The organism is Actinoplanes sp. NBRC 103695 (genome assembly GCF_030269485.1).
In the GTDB taxonomy this organism is placed as follows: domain Bacteria; phylum Actinomycetota; class Actinomycetes; order Mycobacteriales; family Micromonosporaceae; genus Actinoplanes.
In genome coordinates this window covers 336,223-355,672 of record NZ_BSTL01000003.1, presented here as the reverse complement: position 1 = coordinate 355,672, position 19,450 = coordinate 336,223, and the positions used below count along the sequence as shown (strand labels likewise).

General features: G+C 70.6%; 10 protein-coding genes (1 of these 10 cut by a window edge). 5 read left to right on the top strand and 5 right to left on the bottom strand.

Annotated elements, in window-relative coordinates; all coding sequences use genetic code 11:
* The first annotated feature begins 203 nt into the window (after positions 1–203).
* Positions 204–1,889, top strand: a complete 1,686-nt coding sequence (locus QSK31_RS06230) for a methyl-accepting chemotaxis protein (protein ID WP_285681852.1) — start codon at positions 204–206, stop codon at positions 1,887–1,889.
* Here the strand turns inward: QSK31_RS06230 and QSK31_RS06225 are convergent, their stop codons facing one another.
* On the bottom strand, positions 1,890–3,203 hold the full coding sequence (locus QSK31_RS06225; protein WP_285681851.1) for a serine hydrolase domain-containing protein: 1,314 nt from the start codon (positions 3,201–3,203) through the stop codon (positions 1,890–1,892). It lies immediately after the preceding gene.
* Positions 3,204–3,349: 146 nt separating this feature from the next.
* On the opposite strand from QSK31_RS06225, the gene QSK31_RS06220 reads away from it, so the two are divergent.
* Positions 3,350–4,156: an SAM-dependent methyltransferase gene (locus QSK31_RS06220; RefSeq protein WP_285681850.1), complete on the top strand. Its 807-nt coding sequence runs from the start codon at positions 3,350–3,352 to the stop codon at positions 4,154–4,156.
* Here the strand turns inward: QSK31_RS06220 and QSK31_RS06215 are convergent.
* Entirely contained in the window at positions 4,149–4,271 is a 123-nt protein-coding gene (locus QSK31_RS06215; RefSeq protein ID WP_285681849.1) for a hypothetical protein, read from the bottom strand. The genes QSK31_RS06220 and QSK31_RS06215 overlap by 8 nt on opposite strands.
* Before the next feature lie 132 nt (positions 4,272–4,403).
* Between QSK31_RS06215 and QSK31_RS06210 the strand changes: the two genes are divergently transcribed.
* A complete protein-coding gene (locus tag QSK31_RS06210; protein WP_285681848.1) occupies positions 4,404–5,663 on the top strand; it encodes a PP2C family protein-serine/threonine phosphatase in 1,260 nt (419 codons plus the stop codon).
* Between the two features lie 12 nt (positions 5,664–5,675).
* Here QSK31_RS06210 and QSK31_RS06205 read toward each other — a convergent pair whose 3' ends face one another.
* On the bottom strand, positions 5,676–6,713 hold the full coding sequence (locus QSK31_RS06205) for an ornithine cyclodeaminase family protein (protein WP_285681847.1): 1,038 nt from the start codon (positions 6,711–6,713) through the stop codon (positions 5,676–5,678).
* Between the two features lie 252 nt (positions 6,714–6,965).
* Between QSK31_RS06205 and QSK31_RS06200 the strand changes: the two genes are divergently transcribed.
* Positions 6,966–7,994 (top strand): FkbO/Hyg5 family chorismatase, encoded by a 1,029-nt coding sequence (locus QSK31_RS06200; protein WP_285681846.1) that lies wholly within the window; start codon positions 6,966–6,968, stop codon positions 7,992–7,994.
* A complete protein-coding gene (locus tag QSK31_RS06195; RefSeq protein WP_285681845.1) occupies positions 7,991–9,157 on the top strand; it encodes a C9 hydroxylase cytochrome P450 in 1,167 nt (388 codons plus the stop codon). The genes QSK31_RS06200 and QSK31_RS06195 overlap by 4 nt, the downstream gene beginning before the upstream one ends.
* Positions 9,158–9,181: 24 nt before the next feature.
* On the opposite strand, the gene QSK31_RS06190 is transcribed toward QSK31_RS06195, so the two are convergent.
* Together QSK31_RS06190 and QSK31_RS06185 are read right to left on the bottom strand one after the other, a co-directional pair.
* Positions 9,182–11,893 (bottom strand): AAA family ATPase, encoded by a 2,712-nt coding sequence (locus QSK31_RS06190; protein ID WP_285681844.1) that lies wholly within the window; start codon positions 11,891–11,893, stop codon positions 9,182–9,184.
* A gap of 148 nt (positions 11,894–12,041) precedes the next feature.
* Positions 12,042–19,450: the 3' portion of an SDR family NAD(P)-dependent oxidoreductase gene (locus tag QSK31_RS06185; protein WP_502872910.1), read on the bottom strand. Its footprint extends 2,353 nt past the window's final position; only the last 7,409 of its 9,762 coding nucleotides appear in the window; its start codon lies off the right edge, out of view; its stop codon occupies positions 12,042–12,044.

Sequence of the window (19,450 nt, the reverse complement as noted above, 5' to 3'; positions counted from 1 at the left end):
AGTGCCCCTGACTGGTATGAGCCTGCTTACGCGTATCGATGTAAAGCGACCGTTAAGCCCCGCCCGAGCTACTGATCCTGGCGCCGAGACCCGGAGTGACCGTTCGGGCAGGGCTCGGCACCCGCTAACCTCTTCGCGGGATCCCGCGGGGCGAAGTTCACGAAACGCGTTCCTCGGACCTCCGGATCGGCGAGGCTGTCGATATGGCCGATGTCCGACCGGCTCCTGCCGGGGTGCGGAAGCTGCTGGCCCTGTGCGCCGGACTCTGCCTGGCTGCCTGGGTGCCCGCCGCCTTCGACATCGGGGAAGCCGGCACCAGTTTCTTCGCCACCTGGCTGTTCAACGCCGTACTCATCATCTGTGCCCTGTGCTGCTGCTGGTGCGCCTCCGCGAGGCTCGAGAACCGCGTCGTCCCGGCGGTGATCGGCGCCGGGCTGATAGCCGACGCTCTCGGCGGGCTGACGGCCATGGTTCTGGAACGGGGCGGCGATCTTCCCGTGCCGTCGCTGGCGGACCCGTTATGGCTGGCCATCTATCCGTGTGAGTATGTGGCTCTGCTCGTGCTGACGCGGCAGCGCGTCGGGCTCACCGGCTGGGCGACCAAGCTGGACGGGATGCTCAGCGGCCTCGCCATCGCCTCGGTGGTCGTCTGTGTGACCCTGCCTCCCGCGTTGGCGGCCGGCGGCGACGCGTCGTTCCTGGCTCAGCTCACCGATGTTCTCTATCCGATCGCCGACCTCGTTCTGCTGGGTGCGGTGGTCAGTGCCATCTCGCTGAACGGATGGCGGCTGGATCGCCAGCTCGCGGTCCTGGCCACCGCCGTCCTGGCGTGGGAAGCAGCCGACCTCATCTATCTGATCGGCCCGGAAAGCCTCGACAAACTCGGCGACCCCTTGGTTCTCGCCGGAGTAACCATGCTCACCGTCGCCGTGACGCAATGGAACCAGCCTCCGCGGTCCGGCCAGGGACCTCGCGACCGAGCCATCTTCGTCACCCTCGCATTCGGGCTGCTCCCCCTGGGCGTTCTCGTCCTCGCGCAGCCGCTCGACCTCATCTGGGCCGGCGTAGCCCTGGCCGGCTGCGCGCTGCTCATCGTCTTCGCCCGCATGGTGATCACGATGCGGGAGAATCAGCGCATCATCGCCTCCAACGAGCGCGAGATCACCGCCCGCGACCAGGCGCAGGAGGAGCTGCGTACCAGCCTCGAGGCTCGCGACAAGCTCGATGAGCAGATGCGCGGCGTGCTGGAGAAGCAGAACGACGCGGAAAAACATGCTCGGTACCGTGCATCTGTACTCCTCGACGCCACGACTGAGCTACTCACCGGCCCGCTGCGCCACGTCGTCACCCAGGTCGAGGCAGTGCGGACGACGGCGACCTCGATCGAGAGTCAAGTGGCGGCCGCTGACACGGCGACCACCCGCGTCGTCGACCAGGCGCGTGAGACAGACTCGGTGATGCTCGCGCTGACGGAGAGCCTGAGCCGCGTACGCAATGTGGCCGCCTCGATCAATCGCGTGGCCAACCAGACCAATCTTCTCGCACTGAACGCCACCATCGAATCCGCCCGCGCCGGCGAAGCCGGGCGCGGGTTCAGCGTGGTCGCCAGCGAGGTCAAAGACCTGTCCCGGGACACCTCCCGCTTCGCCGAGGAGATCACGGAGACCATCGGCTCCCTTCGCAACGACGCGGCAGCCGTCGCCGAGTCCATCAAGGGTATGGCGGCGGGGATCGCGGACATCGGCAGCAGCAGCGTCCTCATCCGCGAAGAGGTCACCTACCAGCGAAACTCCCTGGAACAGCTGAACGAGCAAGCCGAGGCCGCGGCCACGCAGGCCCGCCGGATCGGCGACTCCAGCACGTCAGGCGCGGTGGCTTCCTCGGGGTGATCAAGGGGCTTGACCAGGTCGCCAGCCGGCCGGGTCGACACCGCCGGGCACCGGGGTGGTGGGGTCGTAGGGCTGCCGGGTGAAGACGAAGGTGCCGAGATCGAGGTGGCTGACCACGCCGGCCGCGTCGCGCCGGATCCGTAGCCGCTCGCCGGCGAAGTACCCGCTCAGCCCCTCCCATTCCTCGTCGCCGAGGGGGCGCAGGCGCGTTCCGCGTCCGCCCCCGGCCAGCGGGGCCAGCTCCAGGAAACCGTCGGCCGACGGGCGTAGCACCCAGGTGGCCGGTCCCCAGTACCAGGGGCCGGCGAGGTTGAGCAGCTGAGGGTCGACGGAGGCGAGCGGGCGCCACGGCGCCGGGATTCGCGGTTCCCGCTGGGCGACCGTGTCGAGCAGGTCGGCGGCGAGGGCGCTGACGGCCAGGCCCGCGGTCACGTTGCCCAGCACGACCGCACCCAGCGCATCCTCGGGGCTGACCCACACGGTGGCGAGAAAGCCCGGCAGCGAGCCGGTGTGCCCCGCCAGCGACCGGCCGTCACGGCGCACCAGCTGCAGGCCGAGTCCGTACGCGTTGTCCGCACCCGTCGTTTCCGGTGGGCTCATGGGAGCGCGCATCCGCGCAACCGTGTCCGGATGGAGAACCCGCTCATCGCCCTCGATGAGGAACGCGGCGAGCTTTGCCAGATCCGCCGCGGTCGACCACAGCTGCCCCGCCGGCGCCATCAGGCCGGTGTCCACGGCAGGCTCGGCCAGCAGCACATCGGCCCAGGGATGCACCGCCCAGCCCGTGGCGTGCGGCGCAACCGGCAGCAAGGTGGTCCGGGTCATCGCGAGCGGCTCCAGCACCTCGCGGCGCAACACGTCGCCCCACGCCCGGCCACGAACCCTCTCCACCAGAGCGCCGAGCAGCGCGTACCCCGGATTGGAGTAATGATGACGCTGTCCGGCCGGATGGATTTGCGGATCACTGCCCAGCAAGTCGGTCAGCTCGGGTCGCAGCTCCGCGGGGGTGCGTTCCCACCAGGCGCCCGGCGGTTCAGCGACCAGCCCGGCAGTGTGCGCCAGCAGGGCACCGATCGTGGCGTGGCCCACCACGGTGCCGGGTAGATGCTTGTCGAGCGGATCGGTCAGCGCCAATAGCCCCTCGTCACGCAGACGAAGCACCAGGACCGCCGTGAAGATCTTGGTGATCGAGCCGATCCGGTACTGCACGTCCGCATCCGGCGCTCTCCCGTCGACCGCTCCCCACCCGTCCGCCCAGACAGCCTGGCCGTCACGCACCACGGCGGCGACGACCGAGGGCGCCCGTCCCTCCACCTGACCCGTGGCAAGCCGATGGATCAACGCACGTCGGGTTTCGGGAAGCAGCTGCGCGGGGCTCGGTGACATACGGCCAAACCTATCCGGCGGCCGTCAGAGCCCGCACTTGCGTGACCGCCCCTTCGGCGCGAAAGAATGCCTTCATGACCGAGGACCACGGACTCCCCACAGGCTCCGACTTGGACACCACGGTTCCGCACTCGGCGCGGATCTGGAACTACTGGCTCGGCGGCAAGGACAACTTCAAGGCCGACCAGGAGGCCGGCGATGAGGTGATGGCCCACATCCCGGACATCCCCGTCGGCGCGAAGTCCGAGCGCACCTTTCTCAAGCGCGTGGTGAGTTTCCTCGTCGAGGACGCCGGTCTCCGTCAGTTCCTCGATGTCGGCACCGGGCTCCCCACGGCGGACAACACCCACGAGGTCGCGCAGTCCCTCGACCCGCGCTGCCGGGTGGTCTACATCGACAACGACCCCCTCGTCATGGCGCATGCGCGTGCGCTGCTGTCCAGCACTCCGGAGGGTGCCTGCGACTACGTCGAAGCCGATCTACGGGAGCCGGAGACGATCCTCGAGGCCGCGCGGCAGACCCTCGACTTCTCCCGGCCGATCGGACTCATGCTCCTCGGCGTCGTCAACCACCTCATGGACGACGACGTGGCGTACGGCAGCGTCGCGCGGCTGGTGCAGGCGATGCCCGCCGGCAGCTACCTGGTGCTCACCCATTCCACCGCCGAGATTCATGGCGAGCCGATGCTGCGCGTGATGCGGGAGACCACCGAGCGCGGCGGTACGCCGATCCGGGCAAGGACGAAGGTGGAGCTCGAGCGCTTCTTCGACGGATTGGATCTGCTGGAGCCCGGCGTCGTGACGTGCTCACGCTGGCGCCCCGACCCGGAGTCCGACGAGCCGGAGGTCTACCTGTTCGGCGGCGTCGGCCGCATCAGCTGACCCTCGGTGGGGCGCTGCCGTCCGAGGCCGGGACGACCTCCGCGTCGCCGTCGAACCCGGGGGTGCCACCGCCCTGGCAGCCGCCCTCCACCATGCCCGCGACCTGGCCGGCCACCGCATCACGGTGCTCATCAGCGGCGCCAACTCCTAGCGTCGCCGGCCAGGAGCGACCGCGGCGTGACCGGCAGACTTCCGCCGCGACCTGGTAGTTGAAGGTGCCGTGTTCGATCGCGCCTATGCTGCCACCGTGACCGAGAGCCCGGCGAGCGGTGCCGACCTGAATGACGTCCTGCTCGCGGTGGAGAAGGCAGCCCCCGTCGACGCGGTGAAGGCGGTGACCCGCACCATCGGGTCGAACCTCGATGCGTTGTGGGTGTCGTTTCTCGTCGCGGACATGAGCGGCCGCGCTCTGGTACGCCTGGTCCACACCACGACCGGACGGGTTTCCGGCGCACGCCGACAGGATCAGGACGTCGCGCTGGTGCTGCCGTTCAACGGCGGACCTCAGGAGCAGGCGCTGCGTACGCAGCAGGTCCTGGTCGAGCGGGACGGCGACCAGTTCGTGGTGCTCGCCCCGGTCACCCAGCGCGGGGAAGCCATCGGCCTGCTGGAGATCGCGCTGCCGTCCGCACCGACCGAGACAACGGTGCAGCAGGTGTCACGAGCCGCGCACACCCTGGCGTTCGTGGTCATCGCCAACCGACGGCACACCGACCTGTTCGAATGGGGTCAGCGAACCACCCCGTTCACTCTCGCCGCGGAGATCCAGCGACGCTTGCTCCCCGAGGCGTTCACCTGTGAAGCCGACTCGTTCACCCTGTCGGCATGGCTGGAACCGGCCGCCAGCATCGGCGGGGACACCTTCGACTACAGCCTCGCCCGTGACCTGCTGCATCTGAGCATCACCGACGCCGTGGGCCACGGTGTCGACAGCGCGATCACGGCGACCCTGTGCGTCAGCGGGCTGCGCAACGCCCGCCGTCGCGGCGCGACCCTGCTCGACCAGGCACAGGCCGCGAACCAGGCAGTCCTCGACAACACGCCGGCCGGGTCGCTGTTCGCCACGGGGCTTCTCGGCCGCCTCACCTTGTCCTCCGGTGTCCTCGATGTCGTCAACGCCGGACACCCCACGCCGCTGCTGGTCCGCGACGGGCGCGTCGAGCACGTGGCGCTGTCCGTCAACCGGCCCCTCGGGGTGCTACGGCACAAGCCGTACCGGGCGAGCTCGCTGCAGCTGCTGCCCGGCGATCGTCTGGTGCTGGTCACCGACGGCATGCTGGAGCGGGGCGCTGCCGCGATCGATCTGCCCGCCCGATTGCAGGACCTGACCCGGCTGCACCCGCGAGAGGTCGTCCGCGTGCTGGGCGACCTCGTCCTCGACGTGGCCGGCCCCGCCCTGCCCGACGACGCGTGCCTGCTGGTCCTGGACTGGTACGGCGGTCATGGCGACACCCGCTCCACCACCGCCGGCGCCGACCCCCACCGGGCCAGCGCATCCGATCGGTGACCGGAGCCCCGGTCACCACTGCAGCGAGTACGGGTCCAGGACGTCCTCGGGCGCCGACTCGATCGTCATCTTGCGGCCGAGGCCAAGCTCGTCGGCGAAGCCGAGCAGCACGTCGAGCGCGATGTGGTCGGCGAACGCGCTGCCGGTCGAGTCGAAGACGCTCACGCCTCGGCGGTGCGGGGCGGCGATCTCGGGCGCCGCGCACAGGTCGGCCAGGGACAGGCCCAGTTCCCGGTCGGGCAGCTGCTGGAACTCGCCCTCGGTGCGGGCCTGCCCCGGGTGGTCGACGCAGATGAAGGCGTCGTCGAGCAGTGCCCGGGGGAGCTCGGTCTTGCCCGGCTCGTCCGCCCCGATGGCGTTGACGTGCAGGTGGGCAGACCGGGGGGCGGCCGGCACGACCGGTCCCCCGCCCACCGGCACCGAGGTGACCGTGCTGAGGACGTCCGCCGCGGCCGTGGCCGTCGCCGGGTCGGTGACCTCGACCGCCAGCCCGAGGAACGCGACCCGGAAGCCGAACGATTCCGCGTGCGCCGGCCGGATGTCGCTGACCAGGATGCGCTCCAGCGGCAGGACGCGGCTGAGGGCGTGCGCCTGGGTGACGGCCTGGGCACCGGCCCCGATCAGACCGAGGGTGGTGCTGCCGGGCTGGGCTAGCAGCCGGGTGGCGATGCCGGCGACCGCCCCGGTGCGCATGGCGGTGATGGTGCCGGCGTCGGCCAGCGCGACCAGGCTGCCGCTGTCGTCGTCCAGCCGCGACACCGTGCCGACGATGGTCGGCAGGTGGAACCGTTCCGGGTTCTGCGGGCTGTAGCTGACCGTCTTCATCGTCACGCCGACGCCCGCCGCCCGGTGCGGCATGAACTCGATGACGCCCGGCACGTCGCCGCGCCGGGCGAAACCGGTGCGTGGTGGCGGCGGGTCCGTCTCGCCTCGTCCCAGCCGCGCGAATTCCCGCTGCAGCTCGCTGATCAGCCGATCCATCACGACGTCGCGGCCGACCACCGCGAGAATCCGTTTGATGTCGCGCTGGCACAGAATTCTGGTCTGCATGCCACCTCTCTCTCGGCGCGGGCGAGTAAACGATGAATCGCTGACGGACACAACAAATGAGAAACGGCACCAAAGCAATTCGCGAGAGGATGACGGCGACGTTAGCAGCCGGTCGAGGACGGTCACCCCCTAAATATCCCCCTGGGAATGTGCGGTCGCCGAATGCGCCTTCTCCTAGGGGGTTGCGGTAATTGACACGCACATATTTTCTAACTGGCATGCGCCCGGGAGCGGCAAGGGAGGGTGAGGCGATTGTCCGCGCCAGTCATGGCACCGTACTGCAGCTTCGAGAAGCTCGGATCGGCCGATCTCGACGGCGACGAGACGTTGCTCGGCGTCATCGAACACGGCACCGGGCACACCGAGGTGTCCCTGGCCGACGGTCACCCGCGGGCGTCCGTGCACACCACGACCGGTGAGGACGAGTCCTTCGCCGAGGCGTGGCGCGCGGAGGGGCCGAAGGAGTCCGGGCGCCACGGGGGCGTCGCGTGGGCCCGTACGCCCCACTATCTCTTCGGCGTCGCCCGGGTGCCCGAGGCCGACCGGTACGCGGCCGGCACCGCGGCCGCGTACACCGGCATCTTCGATCTGACCGCGACCCTCGGTTACCCCAGCCTGGTCCGCACCTGGAACTACCTCAGCGGCATCAACACGGCGAACGCCGACGGCCTGGAGGTCTACCGGGACTTCTGCGTGGGCCGGGCGGAGGCGTTGGACGCCTGCGGGATCGACCCGGCGACCATGCCGGCCGCCACCGGTGTCGGAGCCCACGGCGGCGGCATCACCTGCTATTTCCTTGCTGCCCGCGGCGGTGACCGGGTCAACGTGGAGAACCCGGCCGTACTCACGGCTCACCGCTATCCGGAGCACTACGGCCCGCGCCCGCCGATCTTTTCGCGGGCCACCTGGCTGGCGCCGCCGGGGCCGGGCGACGGCCGGCTCTTCGTCTCCGCGACCGGCGGCATCCTCGGCCACGAGACCGTCCACCGCGGCGACGTCGCCGGCCAGTGCGAGGTGGCGCTGGCCAATATCGGCCGGGTGATCAGCGCCGGGAACCTGGGGCGGCACGGGCTGTCCCGGCACCACACCCTGGCCGACCTCGACCATCTGAAGGTCTACGTCCGCCACCGCGAGGACATTCCGGCCGTACGCCGGATCTGCGCCGATCGTCTGGCGCGCGCGGCCACCGTCGCCATCCTGAACACCGACATCGCGCGCTCCGACCTGCTGGTCGAGATCGAGGGTGTCGTCACCGTCCCGGCCGGAAAGGACCGCCGATGAGCACCGAAGTTCACCAGGAGAACACCGCGGCCGGGCGGTGCCCGTTCGCGATCCAGGACGGCCACCGCGCGGTCCTGGAGAGCGGAACGATCGGCTCCTTCGACATGTTCGGCGTCAAGCACTGGCTCGTGGCCGCTGCCGACGACGTCAAGCTGGTCACCAACGACCCACGCTTCAGCTCGGCGGCGCCCTCCGGGATGCTGCCCGAGCGGCGACCGGGCTGGTTCTCCGGGATGGACGCGCCGGAGCACAACCGGTACCGGCAGAAGATCGCCGGCGACTTCACCCTCCGGGCCGCGCGCAGGCAGGAGGAGTTCGTCCGCCGGGCGGCGGACGCCTGCCTCGACGACATCGAGACCTCCGGCCCCGGCGCCGACCTCGTCCCGGGGTACGCCAAACGCCTGCCGTCCCTGGTCATCAACGACCTGTACGGCCTGGCCGAGGACGAGGGCGCCGGGCTGGAGTCCCGTATCCGGGCCATCACCGGCGCCACCGACCTGGGCGACGTCAAGAGCCTGACCGACGAGTTCTTCGCGCACGCCCTCGCCCTGGTCCGGGCCAAGCGGACGCAACCGGGCGACAACCTGCTGCACCGGCTGGCCGAGGCCGGCGAGGACGAGATCCTGCTCAGCGACGAGGAGGCGACCGGGGTGTTCGCCGTGCTGCTGTTCGCCGGGCATGACTCGGTGCAGCAGATGGTCGGCTACTGCCTGTACGCGTTGCTGGCCCACCCCGAGCAGGCGGCGGCCATCCGGGCCGACCCGGCGCTGATCGACGGCGCGGTCGAGGAGATGTTGCGCTTTCTGCCGCTCAACCAGTTCGGCGTGCCCCGGGTCTGCGTCGAGGACGTCGAGCTGCACGGCCAGACGATCGCGGCCGGCGACAACGTCATCCCCCTCTACTCGACGGCCAACCGCGACCCGGGGGTCTTCGCCGACCCGGACACTTTCGACGTCACCCGGGTGCAGGAGCACAACTTCGCCTTCGGGTACGGCATTCACAAGTGCCCGGGCCAGCACCTCTCCCGGGTCCTGATCAAGGTCGCCGTGACCCGCCTGTTCGAACGCTTCCCGGACGTCCGGCCGGCCGGCGAGGTGCCGATGAACAACGGCCTCGGCCTGTTCAGCCCGGCCGAGCTGCGGGTCACCTGGGGCGCCGCCTGAGCGTGGCCGTCCCGGAAAGGGAGGTCAGCCCGGACGCTCAGGGCCGGCCAGTTCGGCCGGCAACTGCTGGCGGCCCCTCACACCCAGCTTGCGGAAGACGTTCGTGAGGTGTTGCTCGACCGTGCTGGCGGTGACGAAGAGCTGGTCGGCGATCTCGCGGTTGGTCTGTCCGGCGGCGGCCAGCGTCGCCACCCGGCGCTCGGCGTCGGTCAGTGACCTGATCCCCCGCGGCGGCCGGCCGAGGCGGCCACGCCGGCCGGCCTTGACACCCAGCCTGCGCAGCAGCGGGACCGCCCCGCACTGGGCGGCCAGGTCCCGGGCCTGCCGCAGGACGCCCCGCGCCCGGCCGTGCTGCCGCAGCGCGCTGAACGCCTCGCTCAGATCGGCCAGCACCCGCGCCCGCTCGTACTGGTCGTTGCCGGACAGCGACAGGTCGGCCGCCTCGTCGAGCAGGTCGATCCGCCTCGCCGGCGGTTCGTAGGCCGCTCGTACCCGCAGGGTCATGGCCCTGGACCGGGGCCCCATCGCCCGGGTGAGCTGCTCGTCGATCAGCCGCCGGCCCTCCTCCCGGTCGCGGCCGGACAGCAGTGCCTCGGCGGCCTCCACCCGCCACAGGGCCAGCCCCGGAACGTCGACGTCCCACCGGCGCATCCGCTCCCCGCAGTCCCGGAACGCCGTGTACGCCGCCTCGGGCCGGCCCACCGCAAGGCTGTACCGGCCGCGCGCGATCAGCAGGTGCAGACCGAACAGACTGTCGTGGACGGCGTCCGGCAGCGGCTCGGCGAGCCACTTCTCGGCCCGCTCGATCTCGCCCAGCCGGACGGCGGCGGCCACCGCGCTGCTCAGCGGCAACACGGCGGAGATGCCGAGCGGCGGCAGCGGGCATCGGTCCAGGACCGCGGCGGCCGCCTGCACAGCGGCGGCCAGATCACCTCGGCGCAGGGCGGCTTCGGTCCGCGGTCCCGCGTAGCCCGCCTCGCCCTCCGCCGCCCCGGTCCCCGCCATCAGCTTGTCGGCCCAGAGCTGCGCGGCGTCGGTGTTCTCGGCGTAGAGCAGGGCCGTCAGCGCGGCCAGAGCGGTCGGCCCGGCCGCCGCGGCGTCAGCGTTGCGCAGGACGTTCTCCGCCTCGGCGGCGGCGGACTCGGGACGGCCACGCAGCGCCGCCAGCAACGCGTTGTCGGCGGTCACACCGTGCCGGGCGGCCCGGGACAGGGTCGCGAGCTCCTCCGGCGCGAGGGGGTGCGGGTTCCGGTCCGGATCCGGGACGCCGGGGTGGAACAGCGCGAGCGACACCTCGGCGGCCCGCAGGTGAGCCCGGTCCTGGTCGGTGACCGTGAGCGCACGTTGCAGCGCCAGCACCTCGGCCGCCTCACCGGAGCGCCCGGCGTCGGCCAGCCAGTGGGCGGTCAGCGCACCGTGCTCGGCCGACAGCAGACCGGCACGGGCGGCGGCGGCCAGCTCGTCCAGGTGCCGGCTGGGGGCCAGCGGGTTGCGGCGGCGTTCGCTCGCCACGGTCTCCACCTGCAGCGCGGCCCGGGCGCCGGCGTCGTCGGACGCCCGGTAAGCCAGTTGCAGGTACTCGGTCGCGGCGTCCACCTCGCCGCGTACCCGAAGCTCCTGACTCGCTCGCGCGAAGATCTCGGCGGCCTTCGGACCGCGCACCAGACCGGCGCCGGCCTGGTGGTGTGCGAGCACGTCGACGGGTACGCCGTCCAGCACGTCCAGGGCGGACCGGTGCAGGCGGCGGCGTTCCTGTGCGGACATGTCGTCCAGGACGACCGAGCGGGCCGCCGGGTGTGGGAACCGATGGTCGCGCAGCAGGCCTCCCTCGGTGAGGACCTCGGTCGCCTCGTCCACCGTCTCGGCGTCGAGCCCGCTGACCCGGCGCGCCCGCGTGACGGTGGCACTGGTGCCGAGCACCGCCGCCGCCTGCGCGATCTGTAACGCGACCGGACCGCAGCGATACAGGGAGCTGAGGTACGCCAGCCGGTACGCGCGCCCCGCCTGGATGCCCGTGCCGCCGGCGGCCCAGGCCTCCCGCACGTCGTTGACCAGGCCGCGGACCAGGTTGGGGTTCCCGCTGGTCGCCTCGTACACCTCGGCCAGCTCGCCCGCCGTGACACCGGGGCCGAGGCCGGCACGGGCCAGCTCGGCGGCGTCCGCCGGGCCCAGCGGACGCAGCGCGATCTCGCGGTGGTGCCGCAGGCTGAGCAGTTCCGCCTCGAACCGGGGATGGGCCGGGGTGAGCCGGCGTAACTCGGTGAGGATCATGGCGATCCGGGCCGAGGCGACCCGCCGGGCCAGGTGCAGCAGGCAGTTCAGCGAGGCGGTGTCGGCCTGGTGCACGTCGTCGATGCAGATCAGCACCGGCCGTTCGGCGGCGAGGGCCAGCAGGGTACGGGTGAGGTCGCCGCGCAGGCGGTTCTCGGCGTCGGCCGACAGCGTCCGGCCCGCCGCGGTCACGCAGGCCAGCCCCGGCGCCCGGGAGGAGAGCGCCGGGTGGTCGAGGAGCTGCCCGATCACGGCGTACGGCAGGGTCCGTTCCTCCGCCGAACAGACCGCGCGCAGCACGATGACGTATTCCTTGGCAGCGGCCGCGTCGAGCAGTTCGGTCTTGCCGCAGGAGACCGGTCCGGTGACGGTGACGACGACACCCCGTCCACCGGCAGCGCGGCCGAGGGCCTGATCCAACCTTCTGAGCTCGTCATCGCGGGCGACCAGGTCGTTGAACTCCACAGACAGGCACCACCTTCGCGTCGGACCTCAAACGCTTCCCATCGCTGACAACAACGTTGTAAGTACGGCAAAGTTCATGACGTCCGACATAGCAGGATCAGCTACGGCACGTGTCCGTCATGAATCCGCATTCTTCGGCCGGACGCATTCACATTGTCGGATCACCGAATTCCCGGTCGATGAATTCGAGGATCTCGCCGGCGCTCGCGCCGGCGAGCGAGCCGGTCGTGGCATCGTCGGCACGCGACCGGCGACGTCTTCCGTTCAAGATCGCGGCGAGCCGATCCTCCAGCAGGGAAACCTGCTGCTCGTCGGGGCCGGCCGACGAGAACATCTCCGCGATCCACCCCTCCAGCCGGTTGAGTTCGGCACTCAGAGTCGTCGCTTGCTGAACCTCCGGAGTCAGCATTTCGCCGAGCCGGACGGCCAGTGCCTGCGGGGTCGGATAATCGAACACCATGGTGGCGGGCAACCGCATCCCGGTGGCCTTCGCCAGACCGTTCCGCAATTCCACCGCGGTCAGCGAATCCACACCCAGTTCGCGGAACGCGGCAGTCATCGGAACAGCACCGGGATCCGCATATCCGAGAACCCCGGCCGCGGTGTCGGACACCAGCTTCCGCAAGGCCTGTTCCCGCTCGGCCGGCCCCAGCGATGCCAGTCCCCGGACCGGCGCGTCGCCGCGGGACGGGGCCCGCCGCGCGATCGGGCGATGGACCAGGCGCAGCAACGCCGGAACCTCAGCGTCGCGCGCGGGATCCATCGGCGCCGCCACCAGAACCGGCTCGCCCCGGCCGGACGCGAGGTCGAACAGGCGCATTCCATGCTCGGCGGTGATGGGCCGCAGACCACTGCGCCGGATCCGGTCCCGATCGGCGCCGGTGAGCTCGGCGACCGGCCCGCCGGTGTCCTCCCACATGCCCCAGGCCAGCGCCAGCCCGGGGAGGCCGTCGGCGCGGCGCTGCTCCGCCAGGGCGTCCAGGAACGCGTTGGCCGCCGCATAGGTGCTCTGTCCGGGAGCGCCCAGCAGGGCCGCGGCCGAGGAGTACAGGACGAACGCGGCGAGCGCGCTGTCCCGGGTGAGCTCGTGCAGGTGCCAGGCGGCGTCGGCCTTGGGCCGCAGGACGGCGTCCAGCCGCTGCGCGGTCTGCGACTCGACGACGCCGTCGTCCAGCACGCCGGCGGTATGGATCACGGCGGTGAGCGGATGCTCGGGAGACACCTTCTCGAGTGCCCGCTCCAGCGCGGCGCGATCGGAGAGGTCGCAGGTGACCGTCTCGACGTGGGCGCCGAACGTCTCGTCCGGAGCGCCGGGCGAGATCAGCAACACGTGGCGGGCCTGGTTCTCGGCCACCAGGTGCCGGATGAGGACGGTGGCCAGTCCCGCGGAGTCGGCCGTGATCAGCACCGTGCCGTCCGGATCCCAGGCCGCTCCAGGTCCGGACGTGGCGCGGACCAGCCGTGGCACCTCCCATCGGCCGCCGGTGACGCGGAGCCGCGGCTCGTCCAGCCCGGCGGTCCCGGCCAGTTGTTCCAGCTCCACGGGCTCATCGCCTTCGACCAGGACGATGCGGCCCGGGTGCTCCGATTGGGCGGATCGCACCAGGCCGGAGACCGTGGCGGCGGCGAGGCCGGTTCCGGTGTGCACGATCAGGGTGCTGTCGGCGAAGCGCTCGGCGGTCAGCCACGTCCGGATCGCCTCCAGGGTCCTGGCGGTCAGGGCGCGGGCCTGCGCAAGCGGGTCGTCGCTGTCGGGGTGGGCCGAGAAGACCACCACCTCAGGGGCCGGGGAACGGTCGTCCTCGAAGCGGCCGACGGTGAGGCTCGGTCGTCCGGGGTCCCCGATTTCGGTCCAGGTGAGGGTGAGCAGGTCGTCGGGCTCGGCGGTGACCGGTCGGGTGACAAGCGTGTCGATGGTGACGACCGGGCGGCCGGTGTGGTCGACGGCTCGGACGTTCCAGCCGTCTTCCTCGGGTGTCACGGCGACGCGCAGGCTGGTCGAGCCGGCGGCGTGGACGTGGATCCGGTTCCAGGAGAACGGCAGCCGTACTTCCGGTGGGGTGTCAGTCGCGTGCAGCATGCAGGCGTGCAGGGCGGCGTCGAGCAGGGCGGGGTGTACGGCGTACCGGGACGCTTCCGAGACCTGCGCTTCGGCGAGGCTGATGTCGGCGTAGATGGTGTCGTGGTGGCGCCATGCGGCTTGCAGGCCTTGGAAGGCGGGTCCGTAGTGGTAGCCGTCGGTGGTCAGCCGGGGGTAGAAGTCGGTGACGTCGATCGGCTCGGCCTCGGCCGGCGGCCAGACGACGGAATCGGGTGGGACCGCTGTGGGCGGGGAGGTGCTGATGGTGGCGGTGACATGCCGGGTCCAGTCGCTGGTGTCGTCCCCCTTCGAGTACACGGTGACCGTGTCGCCGGTGACCGACACCGAGAGCTGCACGCTTCCGGTGGGCGGCAGCACGAGCGGTGTCTCGGTCACCAGTTCGTCGATCATCTCGCAGCCGACCTCAGCGGCGGCACGGGTCACGAGTTCGACGAAGGCGGTGCCGGGCAGCAGGATATTGCCGCGGATCTGGTGGTCGGCCAGCCAGGGATGGGTGGACAGTGATAGCCGGCCGGTGAGCAGCACACCGTCGGTGCCGGGCAGTTCGATGATCGAGCTCAGCATGGGCTCGCCCGCGCGGGCCGCGTCGGCCCAATAGCGCTGACGTTGGAACGCGTACGTCGGAAGATCACCCACGTGCCGGGTAGCAATGCCCAGAACCGCCGCCCAGTCGACGTTCACGCCGTGGACGTGGGCCTCAGCGAGCGCGGTATACATCCGGCTGATGGCCCCGTCATCACGACGCAACGTGGCAACCGTGACCGCATCATCCATCGCCGGTAGCAACGCCGGGCTGGCGCTGACCTCGACGAACACGGTTTCACCGAGTGTCTGCAAGGTTTCCACGGCGGGGTGGAAGCCGACCGGTTGACGCAGGTTGCGATACCAGTAGTCGGCATCCAGCGGGGCGTCGATCCAGGACCCGTCGACGGTGGAGAACCACGGGATGACAGGCGCCTGCGAGCCGATGCCGGCGGTGATGTCGAGCAGTTCGGTCTGGATCTGTTCGACGTGTGGGGTGTGGGAGGCGTAATCCACCGCGATCTTCCGGACCCGGTCTCCCAGCATCTGTTCCACCGCGTCCGCACTACCGGCGATCACCGTCGACGCAGGACCGTTGTGCGCGGCGATCCAAACCCCGTCAGCGAGGACGATCTGATCAGCGGGCAACGTCACCGACGCCATCGCACCCTGACCCGCCAACCGCTCACCGATCAAACGACTGCGCAGCGCCACAACCCGCGCCGCATCCCGCAGCGAGATCGCACCCGCCACACACGCGGCGGCGATCTCACCCTGAGAGTGACCAACCACCGCATCCGGGCGCACACCAGCGGCCTGCCACACCGCAGCCAGCGACACCATCACCGCCCAGCAGGCTGGCTGCACCACATCAACCCGATCCACCACCGCCGGATCGTTCAGCACAGTAAACAGGTCCCAGTCGACGAACTCACTCAACGCCGCCGCACACTCGGCCATCCGTTCGGCGAACACCACCGACGACCCCCGCAATGCGGCGCCCATACCAAGCCACTGCCAGCCCTGACCCGGGAACACAAACACCACCCGCAGATCCGCAATTGCGGTGCCGGTAACCGTGTCGTCGCCCAGCAGCACGGCGCGGTGCTCGAACAACGACCGTGTCACCACCAGCGCCCGCGCGTCGGTGCCCGGTGTGGCGGCCAGGTAAGCACGCAGGCGGCCCTCGTAGTCGGCCAACGCCGCCGGTGTCTTCGCGGAGATGACCAACGGCGCCGGCTCCTGCGGGGCGGTGGCTGGGGGCTGAGTGGGTGGGCCTTCGAGGATGACGTGGGCGTTGGTGCCACTGACCCCGAACGCGGACACGCCCGCCCGGCGCGGGCGGCCAGTGTCCGGCCACCCCTGATTCTCGGTGATCAGCTGAACGGCGCCGGCCGTCCAGTCGACGTGCCGTGACGGCTCATCCACATGCAGCGTTCGCGGCACCACCCCGTGCTGCAAGGCCATCACCATCTTGATGACACCGGAGACCCCGGCAGCCGCCTGGGTGTGGCCGACGTTCGACTTCAGCGACCCGAGCAACAGGGGTTGGTCTCGGTCCTGGCCGTAGGTGGCGATCACCGCCTGAGCCTCGATCGGGTCGCCCAGGGTCGTACCCGTGCCGTGGGCCTCGACCACGTCCACGTCGGCTGGGGTCAGGTGGGCGTTGTGGAGTGCGGCCTGGATGACGCGTTGCTGGGAGGGCCCGTTGGGGGCGGTCAGGCCGTTGGACGCCCCGTCCTGGTTGACCGCCGAGCCGCGCACGACAGCCAGGACCCGGTGGCCTTTCGCTTGGGCGTCCGACAGCCGCTCGACGAGGAGCACGCCAACGCCTTCGGACCAACCCGTACCGTCCGCGGTGTCGCCGAAGGCCTTGCACCGGCCGTCAGCGGCCAGACCGCGCTGGCGCGAGAACTCCACGAAGGTCCGCGGTGTGGCCATCACGGTGACCCCGCCGACCAGGGCCATCGAGCATTCGCCCTGGCGCAGGGCATAACCGGCCTGGTGCAACGCGAACAGCGACGACGAACACGCCGTATCGACTGTCACCGCGGGGCCTTCCAGACCGAAGAAGTACGACACCCGGCCGGACAGGACACTCATCGCGCCCGCGGTCCCGCCGAAGCCCTCGAGGTCGGCGCCGTAGCCACTGGTGAACGCGCCCATGAACACGCCGGTGTCGGTTCCGCGGGCGTCGGCCGGGTTGATGCCGGCTCGTTCGAAGGCTTCCCATGATGCTTCGAGGATCAGCCGCTGCTGCGGATCCATCGCGAGGGCCTCGCGCGGGCTGATCCCGAAGAACGACGCGTCGAAATCGGCCACCGCATCGAGGAAACCGCCCCGCACGCAGTACGACTTACCGGCCGCATCCGGATCCGGATCGAACAGACCCTCGACGTCCCAGCCCCGATCGGTGGGAAACGGCGCGATCGCGTCGGTGCCGGACTCGACCAGCCGCCACAGGTCTTCCGGGGTGGAGACGCCGCCGGGCAGTCGGCAGGCCATGCCGACGATGGCCAAGGGTTCGTCGTGGGTCACGGTCGTCGCGGGTCGGCGTGCTGGGGTGGGTGTGCTGCCGGTGAGTAGTTCGCTCAGCCGGGTGGCGAGGGTGGCGGGGGTCGGGTAGTCGAAGACCAGGGTTGCGGGTAGCCGTAGGCCGGTGGTTTTGGCGAGGTTGTTGCGTAGTTCGACTGCGGTCAGTGAGTCGATGCCGAGGTCTTTGAATGAGCCTGTGGCGGGGATGGCGTCGGGGTAGCCCAGTACCAGGGCCGCGCTGTCGCGGACGGTCTTGAGCAGGGCTTGTTCGCGTTCGGCGGGTGTCAGGCCGGGGTCGACAGCCGGGGCGCGGCGGGCGACGGGGCGGTGTATCGATCGCAGCAACGCGGGAACTTCGGCGTCGGGCGTCGGGTTCATCGGCGCGGCGACCAGGAGTGGCTGGTCGTGGCCGGAAGCGGTGTCGAACAGGTGCATGCCGTGTTCGGCGGTGATGGCCTTCAGGCCGCTGCGCCGCAGCCGTTCTCGCCACGTGTCGGTGAGCTGGGCGGTCAGCCCCTTGGTGTCTTCCCACGTGCCCCAGGCCAGGGACAGTGCGGGCAGGCCGTCGGCGTGGCGGTGTTCGGCGAGGGCGTCGAGGAAGGCGTTGGCCGCCGCGTAGTTGCCTTGGCCTGGGGAGCCGAGTACTGCGGCGGCGGAGGAGTACATGATGAATGCGGCGAGGTTGCTGCCCGCGGTGAGCTCATGCAGGTGCCAGGCGCCGTCAGCCTTGGGTCGCAGAACGGTGTCGAGGCGTTGCGGGGTCTGTGATTCGATGACCCCGTCGTCCACCACCCCAGCGGTGTGGATCACCGCGGTCAGCGGGTGTCGCGGTGACACCTGCGCGAGGGCCTGCACCAGGGCGGCCCGGTCCGAGACGTCGCAGCAGATGGCGTCGACGTGGGCGTCCAGCTCCTCGATACCGGCCGGGGCGGTGCGCGACAGCAGCAGGAGACGACGCACCCCACGCTCCGCCACCAGGTGCCGGGCGAGGATGCCGGCGAGTCCGCCGGAAGCGCCGGTGATCACCACCGTGCCATCGGGATCCCAGGCGGCTGTCTGTGAAGGCCCGGCGGTGACCCGGATCAGCCGCGGTACTTCCCACCGGCCGTTGAGGTACCGCAGCCGTGGTTCGTCCAAGCCGACGGTCGCAGCCAACTGCTCCGGGTCTACATGCTCATCGCTTTCCACCAGGACAAATCGGCCGGGATGCTCCGACTGCGCGGAACGGACCAGACCTGATACGGCGGCGGAGGACAGTCCGGTTCCGGTGTGCACGATCAGGGTGTGGTCGGCGGTCAGCGCGTTGTGGATGGCTTGCAAAGTCAGAGTGGTCAGACGGCGGGTCTGCGCCAACGGGTCATCGTCACCGTCAGGGTGGCAGGTGATCACCGCCGCGTCGGGGATCGGCGACTCTTCAGGGACAGCGATCTCGGTCCAGGACACGGTGAAGAGGTCTTCGGTGCTGACCGGCCGGGTGATCAGCGAGCCGATGGTCGCCACGGGAAGGCCGTTCTCATCGGCGACCCGGACGTTCCAGCCGTCCTGCACCGGTGTCACCGCCACGCGCAGCATGGTCGGGCCGGCGGTGTGAACGTGGACGCCGTTCCACGAGAACGGCAGCCGCAGCTCCTGCCGCGCCTCCGGAACATGCAGCATGCAGGCGTGCAAGGCAGCGTCCAGTAGCGCGGGATGCAGCACGAACCGTTCCGCGTCCGGCGCCTGCCGCTCGTCGAGGACCACCTCGGCGTAGACGGTGTCCCCCTCGCGCCACGCCGCCCGCAAACCCTGGAACGCGGGCCCGTACTCGTACCCGATGGCGGCCAGGCGGTCGTAGAGATCGGAGACATCGACGCGCTCAGCCGGTGGCCACACAGGGAATTCCGACGGCGTGGCCGGGCGCTGGGAGGTACTGATCGTGGCCGTGGCATGCCGGGTCCAGGCGTCTTCCGTCCGGGAGAAGACGGTCACCGCGGCGCCGTCAACGGAGACCGACAACTGGACACTCCCGGCCTCCGGGAGCACCAGCGGGCTCTCGATCACCAGCTCATCCACAACATCACAACCGACCTCGGCAGCCGCCCGCAGCACCAGCTCCACAAACCCGGTACCAGGCAACAACACACTGCCCCGCACCGCATGATCCGCCAACCAGCCATGCGTGGCCAGCGACACCCGCCCGGTCAACACCACACCATCACCGCCCGAGCCCGGCAACGCGGTCGCCACGCCCAGCAACGGATGCCGCACCACCGTCAGCCCCAACCCGGACACGTCCCCGGGCGACCGGGCCGCCTCCGCCCAATACCGCTCCCGCTGGAACGCGTAGGTCGGCAGGTCCAGTGCCCGCCGCCCGGACGCTAACGGCCAGTCAACCTTCACACCCCGCACATGCAGTTCCG